Source organism: Brevibacterium sp. CSND-B09, assembly GCF_052906525.1.
In genome coordinates this window covers 3314119-3330780 of the sequence record NZ_JBREGI010000001.1, presented here as the reverse complement: position 1 = coordinate 3330780, position 16662 = coordinate 3314119, and the positions used below count along the sequence as shown (strand labels likewise).

Sequence of the window (16662 nt, the reverse complement as noted above, 5' to 3'; positions counted from 1 at the left end):
CTCGTCATCACCAGCGTGGTCGACTCAGCAGTTCCAGCAAAGTATGTTGCTGTATATAAGACGAGCCGAATCGACGAGGAGGACGCCCGTGAACTCCGAGACACAGAACGAGACCGAAGCAGCGGCCGACATCAACGATGTGGTCGAGATCGACAGCGATGCCGAGATGAGCAGCCGAACGGAGGAGCGTCGGATCATCGGCGACGCCATTGCCCGCGGCGGTCAGGTGACGAGGTGGACCGCGGCGATCATCGCCCTGCTCTTGATTGCCTCGGGACTGTGGTGGGCAGGAATGCTTGTGATGGTCGCAACGACATTCGATCTGCCACGCCGTGCGGTCCAAGGCTATGCGCGCAAGCGTGGAATCGAGCTGGACGTTCCTTCCATTGATGAGACCGAGAAGACCTCCTGGTCAGGGCTGCTCATCGGCGTGGTCTTCTTCCCCGCACTCTGTGGACTCATCGTGGCCGAGGCGAAACTCGGCCACCCCCTGCTACCGTGGTCGTGGAGGACTCCCCTCTACGACTCGGAGGACTTGTACATGGTTATGCCGATGGCCTTTGCCGGCTTGGCCATCACTGTTTCCTGGTTCATTCGCCGACGACGAGCGGCACGAACCGATACCAGCCGTGACGAGTGACCGTCAGCTCGTCGGAGCCAGGACCGTCTCGAACGACGCGGAGCATCTCCCCTGCGACGGGAATGACCATGGTGGCGCCGACAGTCAGCTGATCGACGAGCTGGTCGGGCAGTGATTCTGCCCCGGCGGAGACGAGGATCCGGTCGAACGGTGCCTCAGCCGGGAGGCCGAGGGCACCTGTAACGGCTTCGTGGAGGACCACCTCGGCGAGGGTCTCTCGGCCAGCGGAATCGGCGGTGACAGCTTCGATGGCCGCCCGCGAGGATTCGACGAGCTCGGGATGCCGTTCGACCCCGAGCACCCGCCCGGTCGGCCCGACGAGGACGGCGAGCAGCATCGAGGTCCATCCGGAGCCAGATCCGAGGTCGAGGACGGTGTCCCCCAGCTGCGGATCAAGCAGCCGGAGCATGTCCGCGACGGTGCTCGGCTGCGAATTCGTCTGCCGGTGCCCGATCGGCAGGGGCACATTGTCTGAGGCGTTCTGACGTTCCGCCACCGGCAGGAACGGTTCGCGCGGAACCCGGGCGAACGCCTCGGCGATTCGATCGTGCGTCTCATCCGTTGTCATGGTTCCTCCGATCCCCAGCGACCCCCCCCGGCACCTCCCATTGTGCCGATCCGCGCTGAGGGCACAATGGCGTCACCGAGTATCGTTGTGCCGTGACTCAATCTGATCTCGGCCGCGCCCAGAGCCTCATCACCTCAATTCCTGACTATCCCGAACCGGGAGTTGTCTTCCGCGACATCTCCCCGCTGCTCGCCGATGGTCCGGCGATGCGGGCCGTCACCGAGGCGCTCATCGAGCCTTTCGCAGGTCAGTTCGATATCGTCGGCGGGCTCGAGGCCCGTGGCTTCCTCTTCGCGGGTACCATCTCCGCGATGACGGGAGTCGGAATCCTGCCGATCCGCAAGGCTGGAAAGCTCCCCCGCCCAGCGGCTGCTGTGTCGTACACGCTCGAATACGGCACTGCCACGATCGAAGGTCCCGATGTTCTGAAGGAGGGCGAGCGCGTGCTGCTCATCGATGACATCCTCGCCACCGGCGGAACGCTCACAGCGGCCCAGTCCCTGGTCGCCGATCTCGGCGCCGAGGTCATCGGCTCAGCCGTCGTCCTTGAGCTCACCGCGCTCGGCGGACGCGAGCATACGGGCGAGGTTCATACCCTCTTCGCGGAGTGAGACGCCTCAGCTGACTCGGACGTCCTCAGCTGATTCGGATGAGGGCGTCGCCGGCAGAGATCGGACCCGCCTCGGCGAGGGTCAGGTTCTCGGCGTCGGCTTCGAGGACGACGACCGGAACGACCACGGACTTCTCCGCCTCCCGGGCGGCGGCCAAGTCCCAGACGACGATCTCTTCGCCGGCCTCGACCTGCTGCCCGGCCTCGGCACGGAGCGTGAAACCCCCTCCCTTCAGGTGAACGGTGTCGATGCCCAGGTGAACGAGCACACCCTGATCGGGCCGGTGAGAGATGACGAACGCGTGGGGTTTGAGGCTCGTCAGCTTTCCTGAGACAGGAGCCGTGACCGTCAGGGTCGCGGCCTCGCCGGGGTCGACGGCCGCACCGGGGCCGACGAGCGCCTTTGCGAAGACGGGGTCGGGAACCTCCGTCAATGGGATCACCGTGCCGGTGATGGGTGCAGCGATCGTGACTGCCATAGTCAGCAGGCCGCCTTTCTCCAAAATCAGTTGTACTTCGCCTAGACTGACCTCAGACTACAGACAAGGATCACTGTCGACCAGCAGATGCTCACCGGCGAGCAGAGGAGACGAAGACGTGACTCAGCCCATGAGGTCTTCGATGTCATCGACGAGGTTGTCGGCCTCCGGACCGACGACGACCTGGACCGCGCTCCCCTGCACCACCACGCCGAAGGCACCGGCTGCCGTGAGCGCCTGTTCGTTGACGAGAGAGTCATCGTCGACCTCGACGCGCAGGCGAGTGATGCACGCTTCGATGTCGTCGATGTTGTCGGCACCGCCCAGTCCGGCGAGGATCTGCGCTGCTTTGTCCATGTCTGTCACCTTCATCTCCGGCGTCCACGCGCCGGCGTCGATTTCACGTTCTGCGATCTGCGTCACAAGTCTACGGCGACTCGTGACCGACTGCCCCATTTCCGAGGAGGAACCCGATGACCACCGAATCCGCTGAGGCACCGAAGAAGCGCAGGAAGGCGATACCAGGATTCGCCCAGCTCCAACGCGTCGGGCGCTCCCTCATGCTCCCGATCGCCGTGCTGCCGGCCGCGGCCCTGCTCATGCGCTTCGGCCAGCCGGACATGCTCGGCGCCGACGGACTCGGCCAGTTCGCGGACTGGCTGCTGCCGGTGGCGACGGTCTTCGCGGCCGCCGGTTCGGCTCTGTTCGACAACCTGCCGCTGATCTTCGCCGTCGGTGTGGCCATCGGCTTCGCGAAGAAGGCCGACGGCTCCACGGCACTGGCTGCCGTCGTCGGCTATATGGTCCTCACCGGAGTCTTCACCGCCATGGCTCCGAGCTTCGGCTCGGACAACGGTGAAGGCGAGAACGTCATCAACTTCGGAGTGCTCGGCGGAATCGTCGTCGGCATCATCACCGCCCTGCTCTATCAGCGCTATCACCGGATCAAGCTGCCGACCTACCTCGGCTTCTTCGGCGGTCGCCGTTTCGTCCCGATCGTGACTGCGGTCGCGTCGATGGTCATCGCCGTGATCATGGCGTTCATCTACCCTGTCTTCGACGCCCTCATCAACAAGGGCGTGGGCGGCTTCCTCATGGAGCACGGAGCCAACCCGGGCACAGGCTTCGTCTTCGGCACCATCAACCGTCTCCTCATCCCCTTCGGACTGCACCATCTGCTGAACAATCTGCCCTGGTTCCAACTGGGTTCGTGCACCACCTCCTCGGGGGACACCGCACACGGCGACATCACCTGCTTCTTCTCCGGTGTGGACGGCACGGCCGACTGGACGGGGTCATTCATGACCGGCTTCTTCCCGATCATGATGTTCGCGCTGCCGGCCGCGGCCCTGGCGATCTATCGCACCGCCCATCCCAAGCGCCGCAAGGTCGTCGGCGGCATCATGCTCTCGGTGGCGCTGACCGCCTTCATCACCGGAATCACGGAGCCGCTCGAATACGCCTTCGCCTATGTCGCATTCCCGCTCTACGCGGTCCACGCCGTACTCACCGGCACATCTCTGGCATTGGTGAATGCGCTCGGCATCAAATCCGGGTTCGGCTTCTCGGCCGGTGCGCTGGACTATCTGCTCAACCTCGGACGAGCGTCGGAACTGTCCGGCGGCATCGGACCGGTCCTGCTTCTGCTGGTCATCGGCCTGGCCTATGCCGTCATCTACTACTTCCTGTTCCGGTGGGCGATCATCAAGTTCAATCTGCACACCCCGGGCCGCGAGGACGAGACCGACACCGGCACCGGTGCTCCTTCGGTCTTCGACGAAGCCCAGATCGCCGCCGAAGAGTCCACGGGCAAGAAGCGCGCACAGGACGAGGGCAGAAGCTGACCGTCCATGGAATGCTCCGGGGCCCGGTGACGTTATACGCTCGGTTCGGTGCCCTCACCGGGTGCCGAACCGGCGGACCCGATCAGTCTCGGATCCGTCCTGACCAGTGCATACGTGACGAAAGGCGGCACCATGACGGTTCCCACACTCACTCTCAACGACGGCAAGACGATCCCGCAGCTGGGATTCGGCGTCTTCAAGGTCGACCCCGACGAGACCGAACGCATCGTCACCGACGCCCTCGAAGTCGGCTACCGCCACATCGACACCGCTGCCGTCTACGGCAATGAGGAAGGCGTAGGCCGGGCCATCGCGAAGTCCGGGATCTCCCGCGACGAACTCTTCGTGACGACCAAGCTGTGGAATGACCGCCACGGTGCGGAGGAATCCAAGCGGGCCCTCGGAGAATCCCTGGAGAAGCTCGGCCTCGACCATGTCGACCTCTACCTCATCCATTGGCCGACCCCGGCGAACAAGAACTCCGTCGAGACCTGGGAGGCCTTCCCCGGCTACCGCGACCAGGGCCTGACCACCTCGATCGGCGTCTCGAACTTCGACCACCGCTTCCTGCCGGAGATCCTCGACACGGGCATCATCCCGGCCGTCGACCAGATCGAGGTCCACCCGCAGTTCCAGCAGGTCGAGACCCGTCCGCTGCTCGCCGAGCACGACATCAAGATCGAAGCCTGGGGTCCGCTGGGCCAGGGCAAGGTCGACTACGCGAACACCGTCATCGGTGAGATCGCCGCCGCCCATGAGAAGTCCTGGGCTCAGGCGATCATCCGCTGGCACCTGCAGAAGGGTCACGTCGTCTTCCCGAAGTCGAACAACCGCGACCGCATGGAGCAGAACTTCGACGTCTTCGACTTCGAACTCACCGACGCCGAGGTGGCAGCCATCGACGCGCTCGAAAACGGCGGCCGCGTCTCGGCCGATCCCGCCGAGGTGAACTGACCCGTTCAGCTTCGACCAAAACCTCGCCGAGGCGGCCCACCCCGACCAACGATCGTGACCGACGTGGCCGGTTGGGCAGTCAGGTCGAGCAATGACGAAGCCGCCGGAGAGTTCCGACTCTCCGGCGGCTTCGTCGTTCTGTCACGCCACCGTCCGCCCGTCGACGCCGAGGACGACGGCGTCGATGAGCACCGGTCCGTCGGCCTGCAGCGCTTCACGGTAGGCCGCGTCGAATTCCTCGCGAGTCGTGGTCCGGCTGGCCGGGACACCGTAGCCCTGCGCCAACGACACGAAGTCGATCGTGCCCAGAGTCAGCCCCGGGGTGTCAGGGACGCCCATCCGCTCGGCGAATCCGGAGAGCGCACCGTATCCGGAGTTGTTGACGATGACGAAGATCGTCTTCGTGCCCAACTGGGCGGCCGTGTACAGAGCTGTGAGCCCGTAGTTCGCCGACCCGTCACCGACGGTGGCGACAATGGTCTTCTCCGGGTCACCGATCGCCAAACCCAGCGCGACCGGCAGCCCGAAGCCGAGCCCTCCCGAGGCCGGGAAGTGGTACATGCCCGGCCTGTCGATGACGATCCGCTCGAGGTAGTCGAGGTCGAGGGTGGTCGTCTCATTGACGTACACGACGCTGTCGTCGACATGATCGTTGAGCACGGCGAGCACCTCGGTGCCGGTCATTCCCTGCTCTGACCGCGGCGGGGAGGTGACGATTCGAGACCCACGGTCGCCTCGGCGAGTTCCTCGATCCGTCGTCGCTGCAGCGAGGTCGGCGAGCGCGGTCGCGACGTCCGCGACGACGGCGCGGCCGAACGGTGCCCGTGTCGCCTCACGCGGGTCCTGGGTGATCTGGATGACCTCGGTGCCCGGCTCCAGATAGTTCGCCGGCTCCCAGCGGTGGTACCGGAACGTGGCGGCTCCCATAACGAGCACGACGTCGTGGCCGGACAATCGGTCGCGCACCGATCGGATGCCCGGAACCAGGACGCCTTCGAAGTTCGGATGGGTCGTCGGGAACGGGCACCGCGTCGGTGAGGGTGCGACGTAGACGGAGGCGTTCAGGCGTTCGGCCAGCACCATTGCGTCCTCATAGACCGTCGGATCAGCCACGGCTGCGGCATCGACCTGCGGGCCGAGGACGAGGGCAGGGTTCTGTGCCCCGTCGAGAACGTCCGTGAGTTCGCGGCGCAGCGACTCCGGCATGGTTCCTGCCGTCGTCACCGAACGCTTCGCCAACAGTTCGTCATCGGGGAGGGCCGGTTCGTCCCAGTCGTCGAGCGGAACGGACACATAGACGGGACCACTCGGCTGGGTGGTTGCCTCGAGTGCCGCCTGCGACAGCGTGCGCGGCACGTCGGTGGCCGAAAGCGGCTCGTGCGAGTACTTCACCAGCGGGGCGGGCAGCATCGAGGCATCGACGCTGGCGAGCATCGTCTCCTGACCGACGGTGCGGCGCACCTGCTGACCTGCGAGGACGACCAGCGGAACGTGGCCGTAGTGGGCGTTCGTCAACGCCCCCATGCCGTTGCCCGACCCCGAGGCGGCGTGCAGATTCACCAACGCCGGCCCTCCCGTGGCCCGTGCGAATCCTTCGGCCATACCGACGACGACTTGCTCGTGCAGACCGAGGACGAACCGGAAGTCGTCGCCCAGTCCTGCGAGGAACGGCAGTTCGTTCGATCCCGGATTTCCGAAGATCGTCGTCATCCCGTGGGCACGGAAGACCTCCAGACTCGCGTCGAGGACTGTCTTCTCTCCGTCGTCTCTGTCGGATTGGTCGACCATTGTGCCTCTGCTTTCGTTCATAGTTCTCGCACGGAGGAGCCGAGTTGTGTGGCGCCTCTCCCACCTCACCATATCCGTTGGCGTATTCGAGTCGGCTCAGCCCAGCACGCGGATCGGCTCTCCTGCGACCCAGGCTGCGATGTCCTCGACCGCCTGAGTGAAGAAGATCCGATAGGTGTCTTCGGTGACGTATCCCAGGTGCGGGGTGAGCACAGTGCGCGGTGTGCTGCGGAGGCGATGGTCCACCGGCAGCGGCTCTTCGTCGTGGACGTCGAGTCCGGCCCCACGGATCCCACCTGCTTCCAGCACGGTGATGAGCGCGTCGGTGTCGACGAGTCCGGCGCGCGAGGTGTTGACGAGGATGCTGTCGGGCTTCATCGTCTCAAGTTCGGCGGCTCCCACGAGTCCTCGGCTGCGGTCGCTGAGTTTGTAGTGGATCGTCACCACGTCCGCGGTGGAGAACAGTTCGTCCTTGCTCACCGCGCGCACGCCCAGGGCGTCCGCCCGTTCCGCGTCGAGGTTCTGGCTCCACGCCACGACATCCATTCCGAAGGCCGCACCGACCCGCGCGACCTTCGTTCCCAGACGTCCCAGACCGACCACGCCGAGGCGGTGCCCATCGAGGTCTCCCCCGACGGTCGACTGCCAGCCGCCGCCTCGGACAGCGGCGTCCTCGGCCGGGATGCTGCGCAGAACGGAAAGGATGAGTCCCCAGGTCAGCTCCGGTGTCGCCGAGGTGGTCGACTCGGTTCCGCAGACCACGATCCCCTGCGCACGCGCCGCCTCCACGTCGGTGGAGGCGTTGACCCGTCCCGTGGTCACGAGCAGACGGAGGTCCGGCAGCCGTTCCAGCCGGCCGGCGGTGAAGGCGGTTCGCTCCCGCATCGCCACAGCCACCTCGGCGCCGGAGAGGACCTGCACCAGGTCATCGTCGTCGACGATGTGACGATCGATGAACTCGACCCCGGCGTCGAGACCGCTCCAGTCCGCGAACTTGCCTGCCACCTGCTGATAGTCATCGAGAACGACGATGCGCATTGTGTTCCTCTCCTGAAGTCGTGTGACCTACATCCTAGAGCCGATAGGCTGGGCTGGTGAGTGCACCGATCATCCTGAGACAACGCAGCGGCCCCATCATCACGGTCATCGTGTGGGCGTTCCTCGCTTTCCTCCTCGGCGACGCGCTGCTGCGCGGGGCGTGGGACACCGTCGGCCGTTTCGGTCCAGGGCTTGTACTCATCGGCTGGCTCGCGTTCATCGTCCTCTGGCGGCCGGCTCTCGTCGTCGGAACCGACGAGGTGGAGGTCAGGGAGATCCTGCGTACGACGACGGTGCCGTTCACCCGAATCCGTGATATTCGGCTGGGTTCTGTCGTGACGATCGAAACCGCCTCGGCGGAGGGGGTCGAACGCACCATTCGACCGTGGAACGCTCCCGGAATGCCGCGACGGAAGATCGATTCCGGACTGACCGGCGGAACGCGACCGGAGTCTCTGGACAATCACCCCGCGTTCGAGCTGCTGCGTCGATGGGAGCATGCTCAGGCCCATGCCCCTGGAACGGCTGTGCGAAGAGGTCCGTCCGGCGTTGCCGAGGACGTCAGCACTCGATGGAGCCGGGGCGTCATCGGGGTGACTCTGGTGCTGGTGCTCCTGGTGGCAGTCGGACTCATCTGAACACAGAAGGACCGGCCCCGTGGGGAACGTGATCCCACGGGGCCGGCAGTCTCGGAAGGCTTCAATCGATCAGTGCATCACTTCTTGAAGCCGATCTCGGTCCAGTCGGGTGTTTCGAGCTGGCGCGGTCCGAGGTTGAGGACGTCATTCCTCACGCCCCACACATATGGTGTCGGGTAGAAGGGGATGAGCGGCTTGAGCTTCAGAACCTCGGCATCGCCCTCGTTCGCCAGCTTCTTCGCCTCGGCCGGATCGAGTGTCTTCGTCGCAGCCTTGAACTTCTCGCCGATCGCATCGCTGGAGATCTTCGAGTGGTTCTGCGCGGAATCCGCCGGGTAGAACAGGTTCGATCCCGAGGAGATCGGGAAGGCTGTGCCCTGCCAGGTGAACGTCGCCATCTCGAAGTTGCCGTTGAGCACGTGGTCGGCGAAGTACGCGGCGACCGGAACGGTTTCGATTTCGACCTTGAAGCCGATCTCATTGAGGTCCTTCATCACCTGTTCGGCACGCTGGGCATTCGAAGCGGTATCGGCGGGAACGACGATCTTGAACTGGAGCTTCTCTCCGTCCTTCTCGCGGACACCCCCATCGCCTTCCTTCCAGCCGGCGTCGTCGAGGATCTTCTTCGCCTTCTCCTGGTCGAAGTCGAGGCTGCCGTCGGTGTTGTCCTGGTAGCCTTCCTGGCCGGGCATGAATGTGACGTTGTTGATGAGAGTCACCGGTGCTTCGACGGGGCCGATCGCAGCCTGGGCGATGGCTTCGCGGTTGATCGCATGACCGATCGCGTCACGGACTTCCTGCTCCTTGAGCGCACCCTTCTTCGCATTCATCGTCAGGTGCGTGTACTCCATGCCCTGCGACTTGTACATCTCTCCGTCTTCGCGCTTGCCGGCGGTCTTGTAGGAGTCGCCATCGGTGCCGACATCGACAAGGTCGATCTCCTTGTTGGCATAGGCCTGAGCCTGCTGTGCCTGAGAGACGACCTTGAAGATCACCTTGTCGAGCTTGGGTTCCTGTCCCCACCATTTGTCGTTCTTGACCATGGTGATGACGCCGGACTTCGTGTCGACCTTGTCGGCCTTGTAGGGACCGTTCGAAGGCAGGACCTTCTTCGTGTAGTCCTTGTTGAAGGAGTCGGCATCCTCGGTGATCTCATTGGGCAGGAAGGCGCCGATGTAGTTCGGCCAGTCGATGTTCGGAGTCTTGAAGGTGACCTTGACGTCGTGCTTGTCCTTGCCGGATTCGATCTTCTCGATGTCCTCGTAGCCCTTGGTCGAGGCGACCTCGAACTCGTCGTGTTTGCCGTCACGAGTCTGCCAGAAAGCCTTGTAGTCGTCGACGTCGATCGGTGTGCCGTCCTCCCAGACGGCGTCCTTATTGAGCTTGACGTCGATGACCAGGGGATCCTCGCTGGCGATCTCGACGCTCTCGGCGTAGTTCTTGTCGACTTCCCAGGTGCCGTCATCCTTGATCTTGACCGGTCCGCCCAAGGTGGTGCCGTAGATGTTGTTGTTGTCCACATGGGCGCCGTCGGCGTGGTAGTAGTTGAGGCTCGCGGGGATCTCGGTGATCGGGTAGGTCAGCGTGCCGCCGTCCTTGACCTCGTCGTATCCGGCCTTCTGGTAGTCGGTGGTGGGGAGCCCGGAGATCTCCTTGTCCGCCTTGTCGCTGTCGACTCCGCCGGAGTCCTTGTTCGCCTGCTGGCAGCCGGACAGTGCCAGGCCCAGCGCAGCGGTCGCGGCGACGACCATTGTCGCCTTCTTCCTCATTCTCATGAGTTCCTCATTTCTAGTGTGGTGTTCCTCGAGGTGGGCTATGGGTGCGGCTTCAGGTCGCGGTGTCGAGCTCCGTGATCCGCTCCGCATGGTGGCAGGCGACGAGGTCGCCTTCCAGTGGACGCGGACGGGGGTCATCGGTCAGGCACATCTGCCTGTCCCCGTCCGGCAGCAGGTTCAACAGCGGGCACCTGGTGCGGAAGTTGCAGCCGGAGATCTCATCGGTCGGGCTCGGCAGATCTCCGGTGAGCAGCACCCGTTCCCGAGACCGTTCGATTTCTGGGTCGGGAACGGGGATCGCTGACATCAGTGCACGTGTATAGGGGTGCCGCGGCTGCCGATAGAGCGCGTCGGATTCGCCGTACTCGACGATCCGACCGAGATACATCACGGCGACATAGTCCGATATCTGTCGGACGACCGCGAGGTCGTGAGCGACGAACAGATAGGACAGTCCCAAGGTGTCACGCAGGTCTTCCAGCAGGTTGATGACACCTGCTTGGACTGAGACGTCGAGAGCCGAGACGGGTTCGTCGAGGACGAGCAGCTTCGGGTTCGTCACCAAGGCCCGAGCGATGCCGATGCGCTGACGCTGCCCACCGGAGAACTCATGCGGATAGCGTTCGGCCATCGACGCGTCGAGGCCGACGAGTTCGAGCATCTCGGCAACCTTGTCGTTGCGCTCCTGAGCCGGAACCTTGTGCACGGTCAGCGGTTCGGCGATCACTTCGCCGACCGGCAGCCGCGGGTCGATTGCGGCCATCGGATCCTGGAAGACGACCTGGACGTCTCTGCGCATGGCCAGACGTTCACGCTTGTTCAGGTCCGCGACATCGATGCCGTTGATGACCAGCCGTCCCTTCTGCGGAGCGACCATCTCCAGGACTTCACCGATCGTCGTCGACTTCCCGCAGCCCGATTCGCCCACCAGTCCGAGGGTCTGGCCGGCCTTGATCTCGAGATCGATTCCGTCGACAGCTTTCACCGTGCCGATCTGTCGCTTGAACACGGCACCCTTGAGCAGAGGGAAGTGCTTCTGCAGACCGGTGACCTCCAGGATGTTCGGGGCTGCGTCGTCTTTCACCCGAGTCGCCACCGGGTCGGGGCGCGGGTAGATGTCCTTGGCTTCCAGATCGCCCCGGGCGATCTCGTCGGCACGATGGCAGGCGGCCTGCACGCCGGCGATTCCGTGTTCGACGAGTTCGGGCTCGACCTCGCGACATCTGTCGACCGCGATCGGACAACGCGGTGCGAATGGGCACCCCGGCGCAAGATTCGACAGCGACGGCGGTTTGCCCTCGAGCGGAACGAGTCTCTGGGTTCCCGCTGTGGCAAGGTTCGGCACCGAACGCAGCAGTCCTGTCGTATAGGGCATCTGCGGGCTGTGGAAGACCTGCTCCACTCCCCCGGTCTCGACGAGGCGGCCGGCGTACATGACAGCGATTCGGTCGGCGTTTCCGGCCACTACACCGAGGTCGTGAGTGATCAGCACGATCGCGGCACCGGTGATCTCGCGTGCCTTCTGCAGCACGTCGAGGATCTGAGCCTGAATCGTCACGTCCAATGCCGTCGTCGGCTCGTCGGCGATGATGAGATCCGGATCGTTGGCGATCGCAATGGCGATCATGGCTCGCTGCCGCATGCCTCCGGAGAACTCGTGGGGGTATGACTTCACCCGCCGTTCCGCCCCTGGGATGCCGACGATTCTGAGCAGTTCGATCGCCCGGTCGTTCGCCGCCTCTTTCGACAGGCTCGGGTCATGGATGATCAGACCCTCGGAGATCTGTTCTCCGATCGTATAGACGGGAGTCAGTGCCGACAGCGGATCTTGGAAGACCATGGCGATCTCGCGGCCACGCAGCTTCGACATCTGGTGGTCGTTCATGTCGAGAAGAGACTGCCCGCGATACCGGATGGAGCCGGCGATCTGAGCGGTGGAGGGAAGCAGACCCATCACAGCCATCGAGGACACGGATTTGCCTGACCCGGATTCGCCGACGATGCCGAGGAATTCGCCCGGTCTGACCTCGTAGTTGACCCCGCGCACTGCTTGAACGTCGCCCTTGGGGTTGGGGAAGGTCACCGTCAGGTCTCTGACCTCAAGGATGGGTTCTGCCGCGGTGACGGGGGCGAGGTCGATGTCAAGGGTTTCAGTCACGGTTGACTCCTGAGGTCGGATCGATCGCATCCCGCAGGGCATCGGCCATGAGACTGATCGCGAAGAGCATGAGCACGAGCACCCCTGCGGGGAAGACGAACAGCCAGGGACGTGTGGCCGCCGCTCCGGAGCCTTCGGCCAGCAGTGTGCCGATCGACACGTCGGGTTTCTGAATGCCCAGATTGAAGTAGCTCAGGGAGGTCTCGGCAAGGATCGCGGAGACGACGCCGAGCGTCGCATCGACGATGAGAATCGAGGCCACGTTGGGAATGATGTGACGGCTGAGGATCTTCGGAGTCGAGACGCCCATATAGCGGGCGGCTCGGACGAAGTCGCGATCCTTGATTGCCTTGGTCTGGTTGCGCACGACTTGAGCCATGATCATCCAACCGAAGAGCACGAGGAAGACGACGATGGCCGTCCACGACAGCTGCCTCAGCAGAGGCGCCATGAGCACAAGGATGAAGAAGGACGGCAGCACGAGCAGCAGGTTGATGAACCAGACGATGATCGTCTCGACGCGACCACCGAAATAGCCTGCCGTCGAACCGATGATGGCGGCCAGAATGCTCGCACACGGCCCGGCGATGATGCCGATGAGCAGGGATTTCTGAAGTCCCACGACGGTCTGAGCGTAGATGTCCTGGCCGATCGTGTTCGTACCGAACCAGTGCTGGGCGCTCGGGCCCTCATTGAGTGCGAAGACATCCTGATCGGTCGGCGAATAGATGTTGATGGTATTGCCGAACAGAGCGAAGAGAACGAAGAATGCGAGCAGGATCCCGCCGACCCAGAACCGCGGGGTCGAGCGCAGGCGGCGCCAGATGAGCATCGACCGAGAGGTCGGCTTCGAACGCTTCGTCACCACCTCGGTGTCGGGCTCTGTGGAGATCGGAATATCTGTTGCCATGTCAGATCCTCACTCTCGGGTCGAGTGCGGCATAGAGCACCTCGGACAGGGTCGAAGCCAGGAGCGTGAGCACTGCGACGAAGAGAACGGAGCCTGCGGCCGCGTTGATATCGGACTGCAGGATCGAGTTGATGGTGAACTGGCCCATGCCGTTCCATGAGAAGACGACCTCGAGCATCGAGGAGCCGGCGACCAGGGTGCCGAACGCGTAGGCGAAGTACGTCGACATCGGGATGAGTGCGACGCGCACGCCGTGCTTGACCAACGCGGTTCTGCGGGTGCGCCCTTTGGACCTGGCGGTGCGGATGAAGTCCGATGCAAGCACGTCGAGCATGACCGAACGCTGGTAGCGCGAGTACGTCGCGGCGCCCATGAGCACGAGCGCCAGGGTCGGCAGCAGCATATGTGACACCTGGTCGGTGAACCACGGGATGAAGCCAGGGTCGATATTCGCCGAGTAGTCACCCGAGAAGCGGATGAGGGTCGTGCCGAGTGCATTGTTGAATCCGGTGGCGATGATCATGAGGATCACGCCTATGACGAATGTCGGAGTGGCGATGATGAGGTAGGACGCGTAGGTCACGACCTGGTCGGATGCCTTGTACTGCCTGACGGCTCCCCAGACGCCGAGGATCACACCGAGGATGGCTCCGATGATCGATCCGATGAGCAGGAGCTTGAGGCTGACACCTGCCCGAACGAGGATCTCCTGCAGCACAGGCGAGTTGTGGACCGTCGTGCCGAAATCACCATGGAGGAAGATGTTCGTCAGCCAGTGCCAGGTCCTCTCGAGGATCGGGACTTCGGGGTTCGTGCCGTGGCCGTTGAGGATGGACCGAATCGAATCTTCTGACAGCGGCGGATTCTGGCCACGGTACCGGGAGGCCGGATCCATGAATGAGCTGGAGGTGATGTAGGCGGTGACCGTCGCTATGAACGCGAGGATGAAGTAGTTGATGAACCGCCGCAGGACGTACTTTCCCATGGCGCCGACTACGACACAGGGATCAGCCGGGCCTCACTGGACGTCGAGGAATGGTGCATGGGACCCGGCAGCTGGGAGTAGATCTCACGGCGAATCGGGTAAGCGGTGCGAATCATCAACGATCAAGGTTCCTTTGCGCGAATTTTCCTCTGATCAGCCACTATGAGTGAATCATCAATGGTTCATCACAGAAGACTGAACGTAATTCGCACTGTATCTCCATGTGACCTGTTACACAAACTTCCCTTGCAGTATTGATTGCGACAAGGCGCCGTGTCCCCCGGAATTCCGCGCGACACGCCGAAGTAACTTTTCGGTAACTGCAGTCGCGTGTTGCCGGGTCGGAACGGTCCGTGCTGCATTCAGAAACGTTGCCCACCGAAATCGCCGAGGCGGTGCAGACGTGACGTCTGCACCGCCTCGGCGATGGTGGAACCGTTCCGTATCGCTGAGCGTCACCCGAAGGCGAGCGGAATCAGCAACGGACCTTGAACTGGATCAGAAGCAGACCGCGCCCTTCGATGCCGACTGCACGAGCTTCGCGTACTTGCCGAGCACACCGGTGAGGCGGTGGTTCTCGGGCAGCGTCCAGGTCTTGCGACGCTCGGCCAGCACCTCCTCGTCGACGTGGAGCTCGATCGAGCGGGCCGCGATATCGACGGTGATCTTGTCACCGTCCTCGACGAGCGCGATCGGACCGCCGTCGACTGCCTCGGGGGCAATGTGGCCGATGCACAGGCCGGTCGAACCGCCGGAGAAGCGACCGTCGGTGAGCAGCAGGACGTCCTTGCCGATGCCCGCGCCCTTGATGGCGCCGGTGATCGCGAGCATCTCGCGCATTCCGGGTCCGCCCTTGGGCCCTTCATAGCGGATGACGACGACGTCGCCCTTCTTCAGTTCTCCATTGAGCACGGCGTCCATGGCCGGCTGCTCCTGGTCGAAGACGCGAGCGGTGCCCTCGAAGACATCGGCGTCGAAGCCCGCGGACTTCACGACCGCACCCTCAGGAGCCAACGATCCCTGCAGCACGGTGAGGCCGCCGGTGGCGTGAATCGGGTTGTTGAGCGCGCGCAGGATCTTCCCGTCCGGGTCTGGCGGGTTGATCGACTCGAGGTTCTCGGCCACGGTCTTGCCGGTCACGGTCAGGCAGTCGCCGTTGAGCAGACCGGCATCAAGGAGAGCCTTCATGATCACGGGCACGCCGCCGATCTTGAAGACGTCGTTCATCACGTACTGGCCGAAGGGCTTGACGTTGCCCAGGTGCGGAACCTTGTCGCCGATGCGGTTGAAGTCATCGAGTTCGAGCTCCACTCCGGCTTCGTGCGCGATGGCCAGCAGGTGGAGGACCGCGTTCGTCGAACCGCCGAAGGCCATGACCACGGCGATCGCGTTGTGCAGCGATTCGCGGGTGATGATGTCCTTCGTGGTGATGCCCTGGCGCAGCATGTTGACAACAGCCTCACCGGACTTGCGAGCGAACATCGTGCGGTTGCGGTGGATGGCCGGCGGAGCAGCCGAGCCCGGCAGGGACATGCCCATGGCCTCGGCGGCCGAGGCCATCGTGTTCGCGGTGTACATTCCGCCGCAGGCACCCTCACCGGGGCAGACGGCGCGCTCGATGGCGTCGACGTCCTTCTGGGACATGGTGCCCGCACGGCAGGCGCCGACGGCTTCGAAGGCGTCGATGAGGGTGACTTCCCTCTCCGAGCCGTCCTCCATCTTCGCGGTTCCGGGCATGATCGAACCGTTGTAGAGGAAGACGCTCGAGAGCCCGAGGCGGGCGGAGGCCATGAGCATTCCGGGGATCGACTTGTCGCAGCCGGCCATGAGCACGGAGCCGTCGAGGCGTTCGGCGCTCATCACGGTCTCCACGGAGTCGGTGATGACCTCACGGGAGACCAGCGAGTAGTGCATTCCCTCGTGGCCCATCGAGATTCCGTCCGAGACGGAGATGGTGCCGAATTCCAGCGGGAAGCCACCGGCCTCGTGGACGCCTTCCTTGGCGGCCGAACCGAGACGCTGCAGCGACATGTTGCAGGGGGTGATCTCATTCCACGAGGTCGCGATCGCGACCTGTGGCTTCACCCAGTCGTCGTCGCCCATGCCGACGGCGCGCAGCATGCCGCGTGCGGCGGTGGCCTCGAGGCCGTCCGTGACATCGCGAGAACGGGGTTTGATGTCGGGAGTGGTGTTGTCTGTATCGATGCTCATGCAGGCATGCTACGCCCGATTTCAGCATCCGCATGCCGGACTCTCGCATGGTGGAACCTCTTGT

Annotated in this window: 15 protein-coding genes; 5 read left to right on the top strand and 10 right to left on the bottom strand. The window is 63.8% G+C overall.

Annotated features, from left to right (window positions below):
- The first annotated feature begins 88 nt into the window (after positions 1 to 88).
- Positions 89 to 640 carry a hypothetical protein gene (locus ACU4IU_RS14910; protein WP_446657171.1) on the top strand — a complete coding sequence of 184 codons (552 nt, stop codon included), beginning with the start codon at positions 89 to 91 and terminating at the stop codon, positions 638 to 640.
- Here ACU4IU_RS14910 and ACU4IU_RS14905 read toward each other — a convergent pair.
- The gene (locus ACU4IU_RS14905; RefSeq protein ID WP_446657170.1) at positions 591 to 1208 is read right to left on the bottom strand and encodes a protein-L-isoaspartate O-methyltransferase family protein; all 618 of its coding nucleotides are present in this window, start codon (positions 1206 to 1208) and stop codon (positions 591 to 593) included. The genes ACU4IU_RS14910 and ACU4IU_RS14905 overlap by 50 nt on opposite strands.
- Positions 1209 to 1300: 92 nt before the next feature.
- Between ACU4IU_RS14905 and ACU4IU_RS14900 the strand changes: the two genes are divergently transcribed.
- Positions 1301 to 1819: an adenine phosphoribosyltransferase gene (locus tag ACU4IU_RS14900; protein WP_139908485.1), complete on the top strand. Its 519-nt coding sequence runs from the start codon at positions 1301 to 1303 to the stop codon at positions 1817 to 1819.
- 25 nt (positions 1820 to 1844) lie between these two features.
- Here the strand turns inward: ACU4IU_RS14900 and ACU4IU_RS14895 are convergent, their stop codons facing one another.
- Together ACU4IU_RS14895 and ACU4IU_RS14890 are read right to left on the bottom strand one after the other, a co-directional pair.
- Positions 1845 to 2297, bottom strand: coding sequence for a PTS sugar transporter subunit IIA (locus ACU4IU_RS14895; protein ID WP_446657169.1), 453 nt, complete (start codon positions 2295 to 2297; stop codon positions 1845 to 1847).
- Positions 2298 to 2420: 123 nt separating this feature from the next.
- Positions 2421 to 2753 (bottom strand): PTS glucose/sucrose transporter subunit IIB, encoded by a 333-nt coding sequence (locus ACU4IU_RS14890; protein ID WP_259357855.1) that lies wholly within the window; start codon positions 2751 to 2753, stop codon positions 2421 to 2423.
- Between the two features lie 17 nt (positions 2754 to 2770).
- On the opposite strand from ACU4IU_RS14890, the gene ACU4IU_RS14885 reads away from it, so the two are divergent.
- Both ACU4IU_RS14885 and ACU4IU_RS14880 read left to right on the top strand, forming a co-directional pair.
- Positions 2771 to 4141 carry a PTS transporter subunit EIIC gene (locus tag ACU4IU_RS14885; protein WP_446657168.1) on the top strand — a complete coding sequence of 457 codons (1371 nt, stop codon included), beginning with the start codon at positions 2771 to 2773 and terminating at the stop codon, positions 4139 to 4141.
- Between the two features lie 132 nt (positions 4142 to 4273).
- Positions 4274 to 5095, top strand: a complete 822-nt coding sequence (locus ACU4IU_RS14880) for an aldo/keto reductase (protein ID WP_139468878.1) — start codon at positions 4274 to 4276, stop codon at positions 5093 to 5095.
- 141 nt (positions 5096 to 5236) lie between these two features.
- On the opposite strand, the gene mdlC is transcribed toward ACU4IU_RS14880, so the two are convergent.
- Both mdlC and ACU4IU_RS14870 read right to left on the bottom strand, forming a co-directional pair.
- Entirely contained in the window at positions 5237 to 6883 is a 1647-nt protein-coding gene (mdlC, locus tag ACU4IU_RS14875) for a benzoylformate decarboxylase (RefSeq protein ID WP_446657167.1), read from the bottom strand.
- 96 nt (positions 6884 to 6979) lie between these two features.
- Positions 6980 to 7921 carry a D-2-hydroxyacid dehydrogenase family protein gene (locus tag ACU4IU_RS14870; protein WP_446657166.1) on the bottom strand — a complete coding sequence of 314 codons (942 nt, stop codon included), beginning with the start codon at positions 7919 to 7921 and terminating at the stop codon, positions 6980 to 6982.
- Positions 7922 to 7977: 56 nt separating this feature from the next.
- Here ACU4IU_RS14870 and ACU4IU_RS14865 point away from each other — a divergent pair, with 56 nt between their 5' ends.
- A complete protein-coding gene (locus ACU4IU_RS14865) occupies positions 7978 to 8559 on the top strand; it encodes a hypothetical protein (protein ID WP_259357851.1) in 582 nt (193 codons plus the stop codon).
- A 77-nt stretch (positions 8560 to 8636) separates the two neighbouring features.
- On the opposite strand, the gene ACU4IU_RS14860 is transcribed toward ACU4IU_RS14865, so the two are convergent.
- From ACU4IU_RS14860 to ilvD, 5 genes are all read right to left on the bottom strand, one after another.
- Positions 8637 to 10334 (bottom strand): ABC transporter family substrate-binding protein, encoded by a 1698-nt coding sequence (locus ACU4IU_RS14860; RefSeq protein ID WP_139468882.1) that lies wholly within the window; start codon positions 10332 to 10334, stop codon positions 8637 to 8639.
- Positions 10335 to 10386: 52 nt separating this feature from the next.
- Entirely contained in the window at positions 10387 to 12492 is a 2106-nt protein-coding gene (locus ACU4IU_RS14855; RefSeq protein ID WP_446657165.1) for an ABC transporter ATP-binding protein, read from the bottom strand.
- Entirely contained in the window at positions 12485 to 13402 is a 918-nt protein-coding gene (locus ACU4IU_RS14850; protein WP_446657164.1) for an ABC transporter permease, read from the bottom strand. The genes ACU4IU_RS14855 and ACU4IU_RS14850 overlap by 8 nt, the downstream gene beginning before the upstream one ends.
- A 1-nt stretch (position 13403) precedes the next feature.
- The gene (locus ACU4IU_RS14845; protein WP_446657163.1) at positions 13404 to 14387 is read right to left on the bottom strand and encodes an ABC transporter permease; all 984 of its coding nucleotides are present in this window, start codon (positions 14385 to 14387) and stop codon (positions 13404 to 13406) included.
- A 498-nt stretch (positions 14388 to 14885) separates the two neighbouring features.
- Positions 14886 to 16598, bottom strand: a complete 1713-nt coding sequence (gene ilvD / locus ACU4IU_RS14840; RefSeq protein ID WP_172171176.1) for a dihydroxy-acid dehydratase — start codon at positions 16596 to 16598, stop codon at positions 14886 to 14888.
- Positions 16599 to 16662 lie beyond the last annotated feature (64 nt).

Bases quoted from the DNA above. Each gene is read 5' to 3' on its own strand.
- ACU4IU_RS14890 (WP_259357855.1), bottom strand. From the start codon at position 2,753: ATGGGGCAGTCGGTCACGAGTCGCCGTAGACTTGTGACGCAGATCGCA.
- ilvD (WP_172171176.1), bottom strand. From the start codon at position 16,598: ATGAGCATCGATACAGACAACACCACTCCCGACATCAAACCCCGTTCT.
- ACU4IU_RS14860 (WP_139468882.1), bottom strand. From the start codon at position 10,334: ATGAGAATGAGGAAGAAGGCGACAATGGTCGTCGCCGCGACCGCTGCG.
- ACU4IU_RS14845 (WP_446657163.1), bottom strand. From the start codon at position 14,387: ATGGGAAAGTACGTCCTGCGGCGGTTCATCAACTACTTCATCCTCGCG.
- ACU4IU_RS14850 (WP_446657164.1), bottom strand. From the start codon at position 13,402: ATGGCAACAGATATTCCGATCTCCACAGAGCCCGACACCGAGGTGGTG.
- mdlC (WP_446657167.1), bottom strand. From the start codon at position 6,883: ATGGTCGACCAATCCGACAGAGACGACGGAGAGAAGACAGTCCTCGAC.
- ACU4IU_RS14885 (WP_446657168.1), top strand. From the start codon at position 2,771: ATGACCACCGAATCCGCTGAGGCACCGAAGAAGCGCAGGAAGGCGATA.
- ACU4IU_RS14905 (WP_446657170.1), bottom strand. From the start codon at position 1,208: ATGACAACGGATGAGACGCACGATCGAATCGCCGAGGCGTTCGCCCGG.
- ACU4IU_RS14870 (WP_446657166.1), bottom strand. From the start codon at position 7,921: ATGCGCATCGTCGTTCTCGATGACTATCAGCAGGTGGCAGGCAAGTTC.
- ACU4IU_RS14895 (WP_446657169.1), bottom strand. From the start codon at position 2,297: ATGGCAGTCACGATCGCTGCACCCATCACCGGCACGGTGATCCCATTG.
- ACU4IU_RS14880 (WP_139468878.1), top strand. From the start codon at position 4,274: ATGACGGTTCCCACACTCACTCTCAACGACGGCAAGACGATCCCGCAG.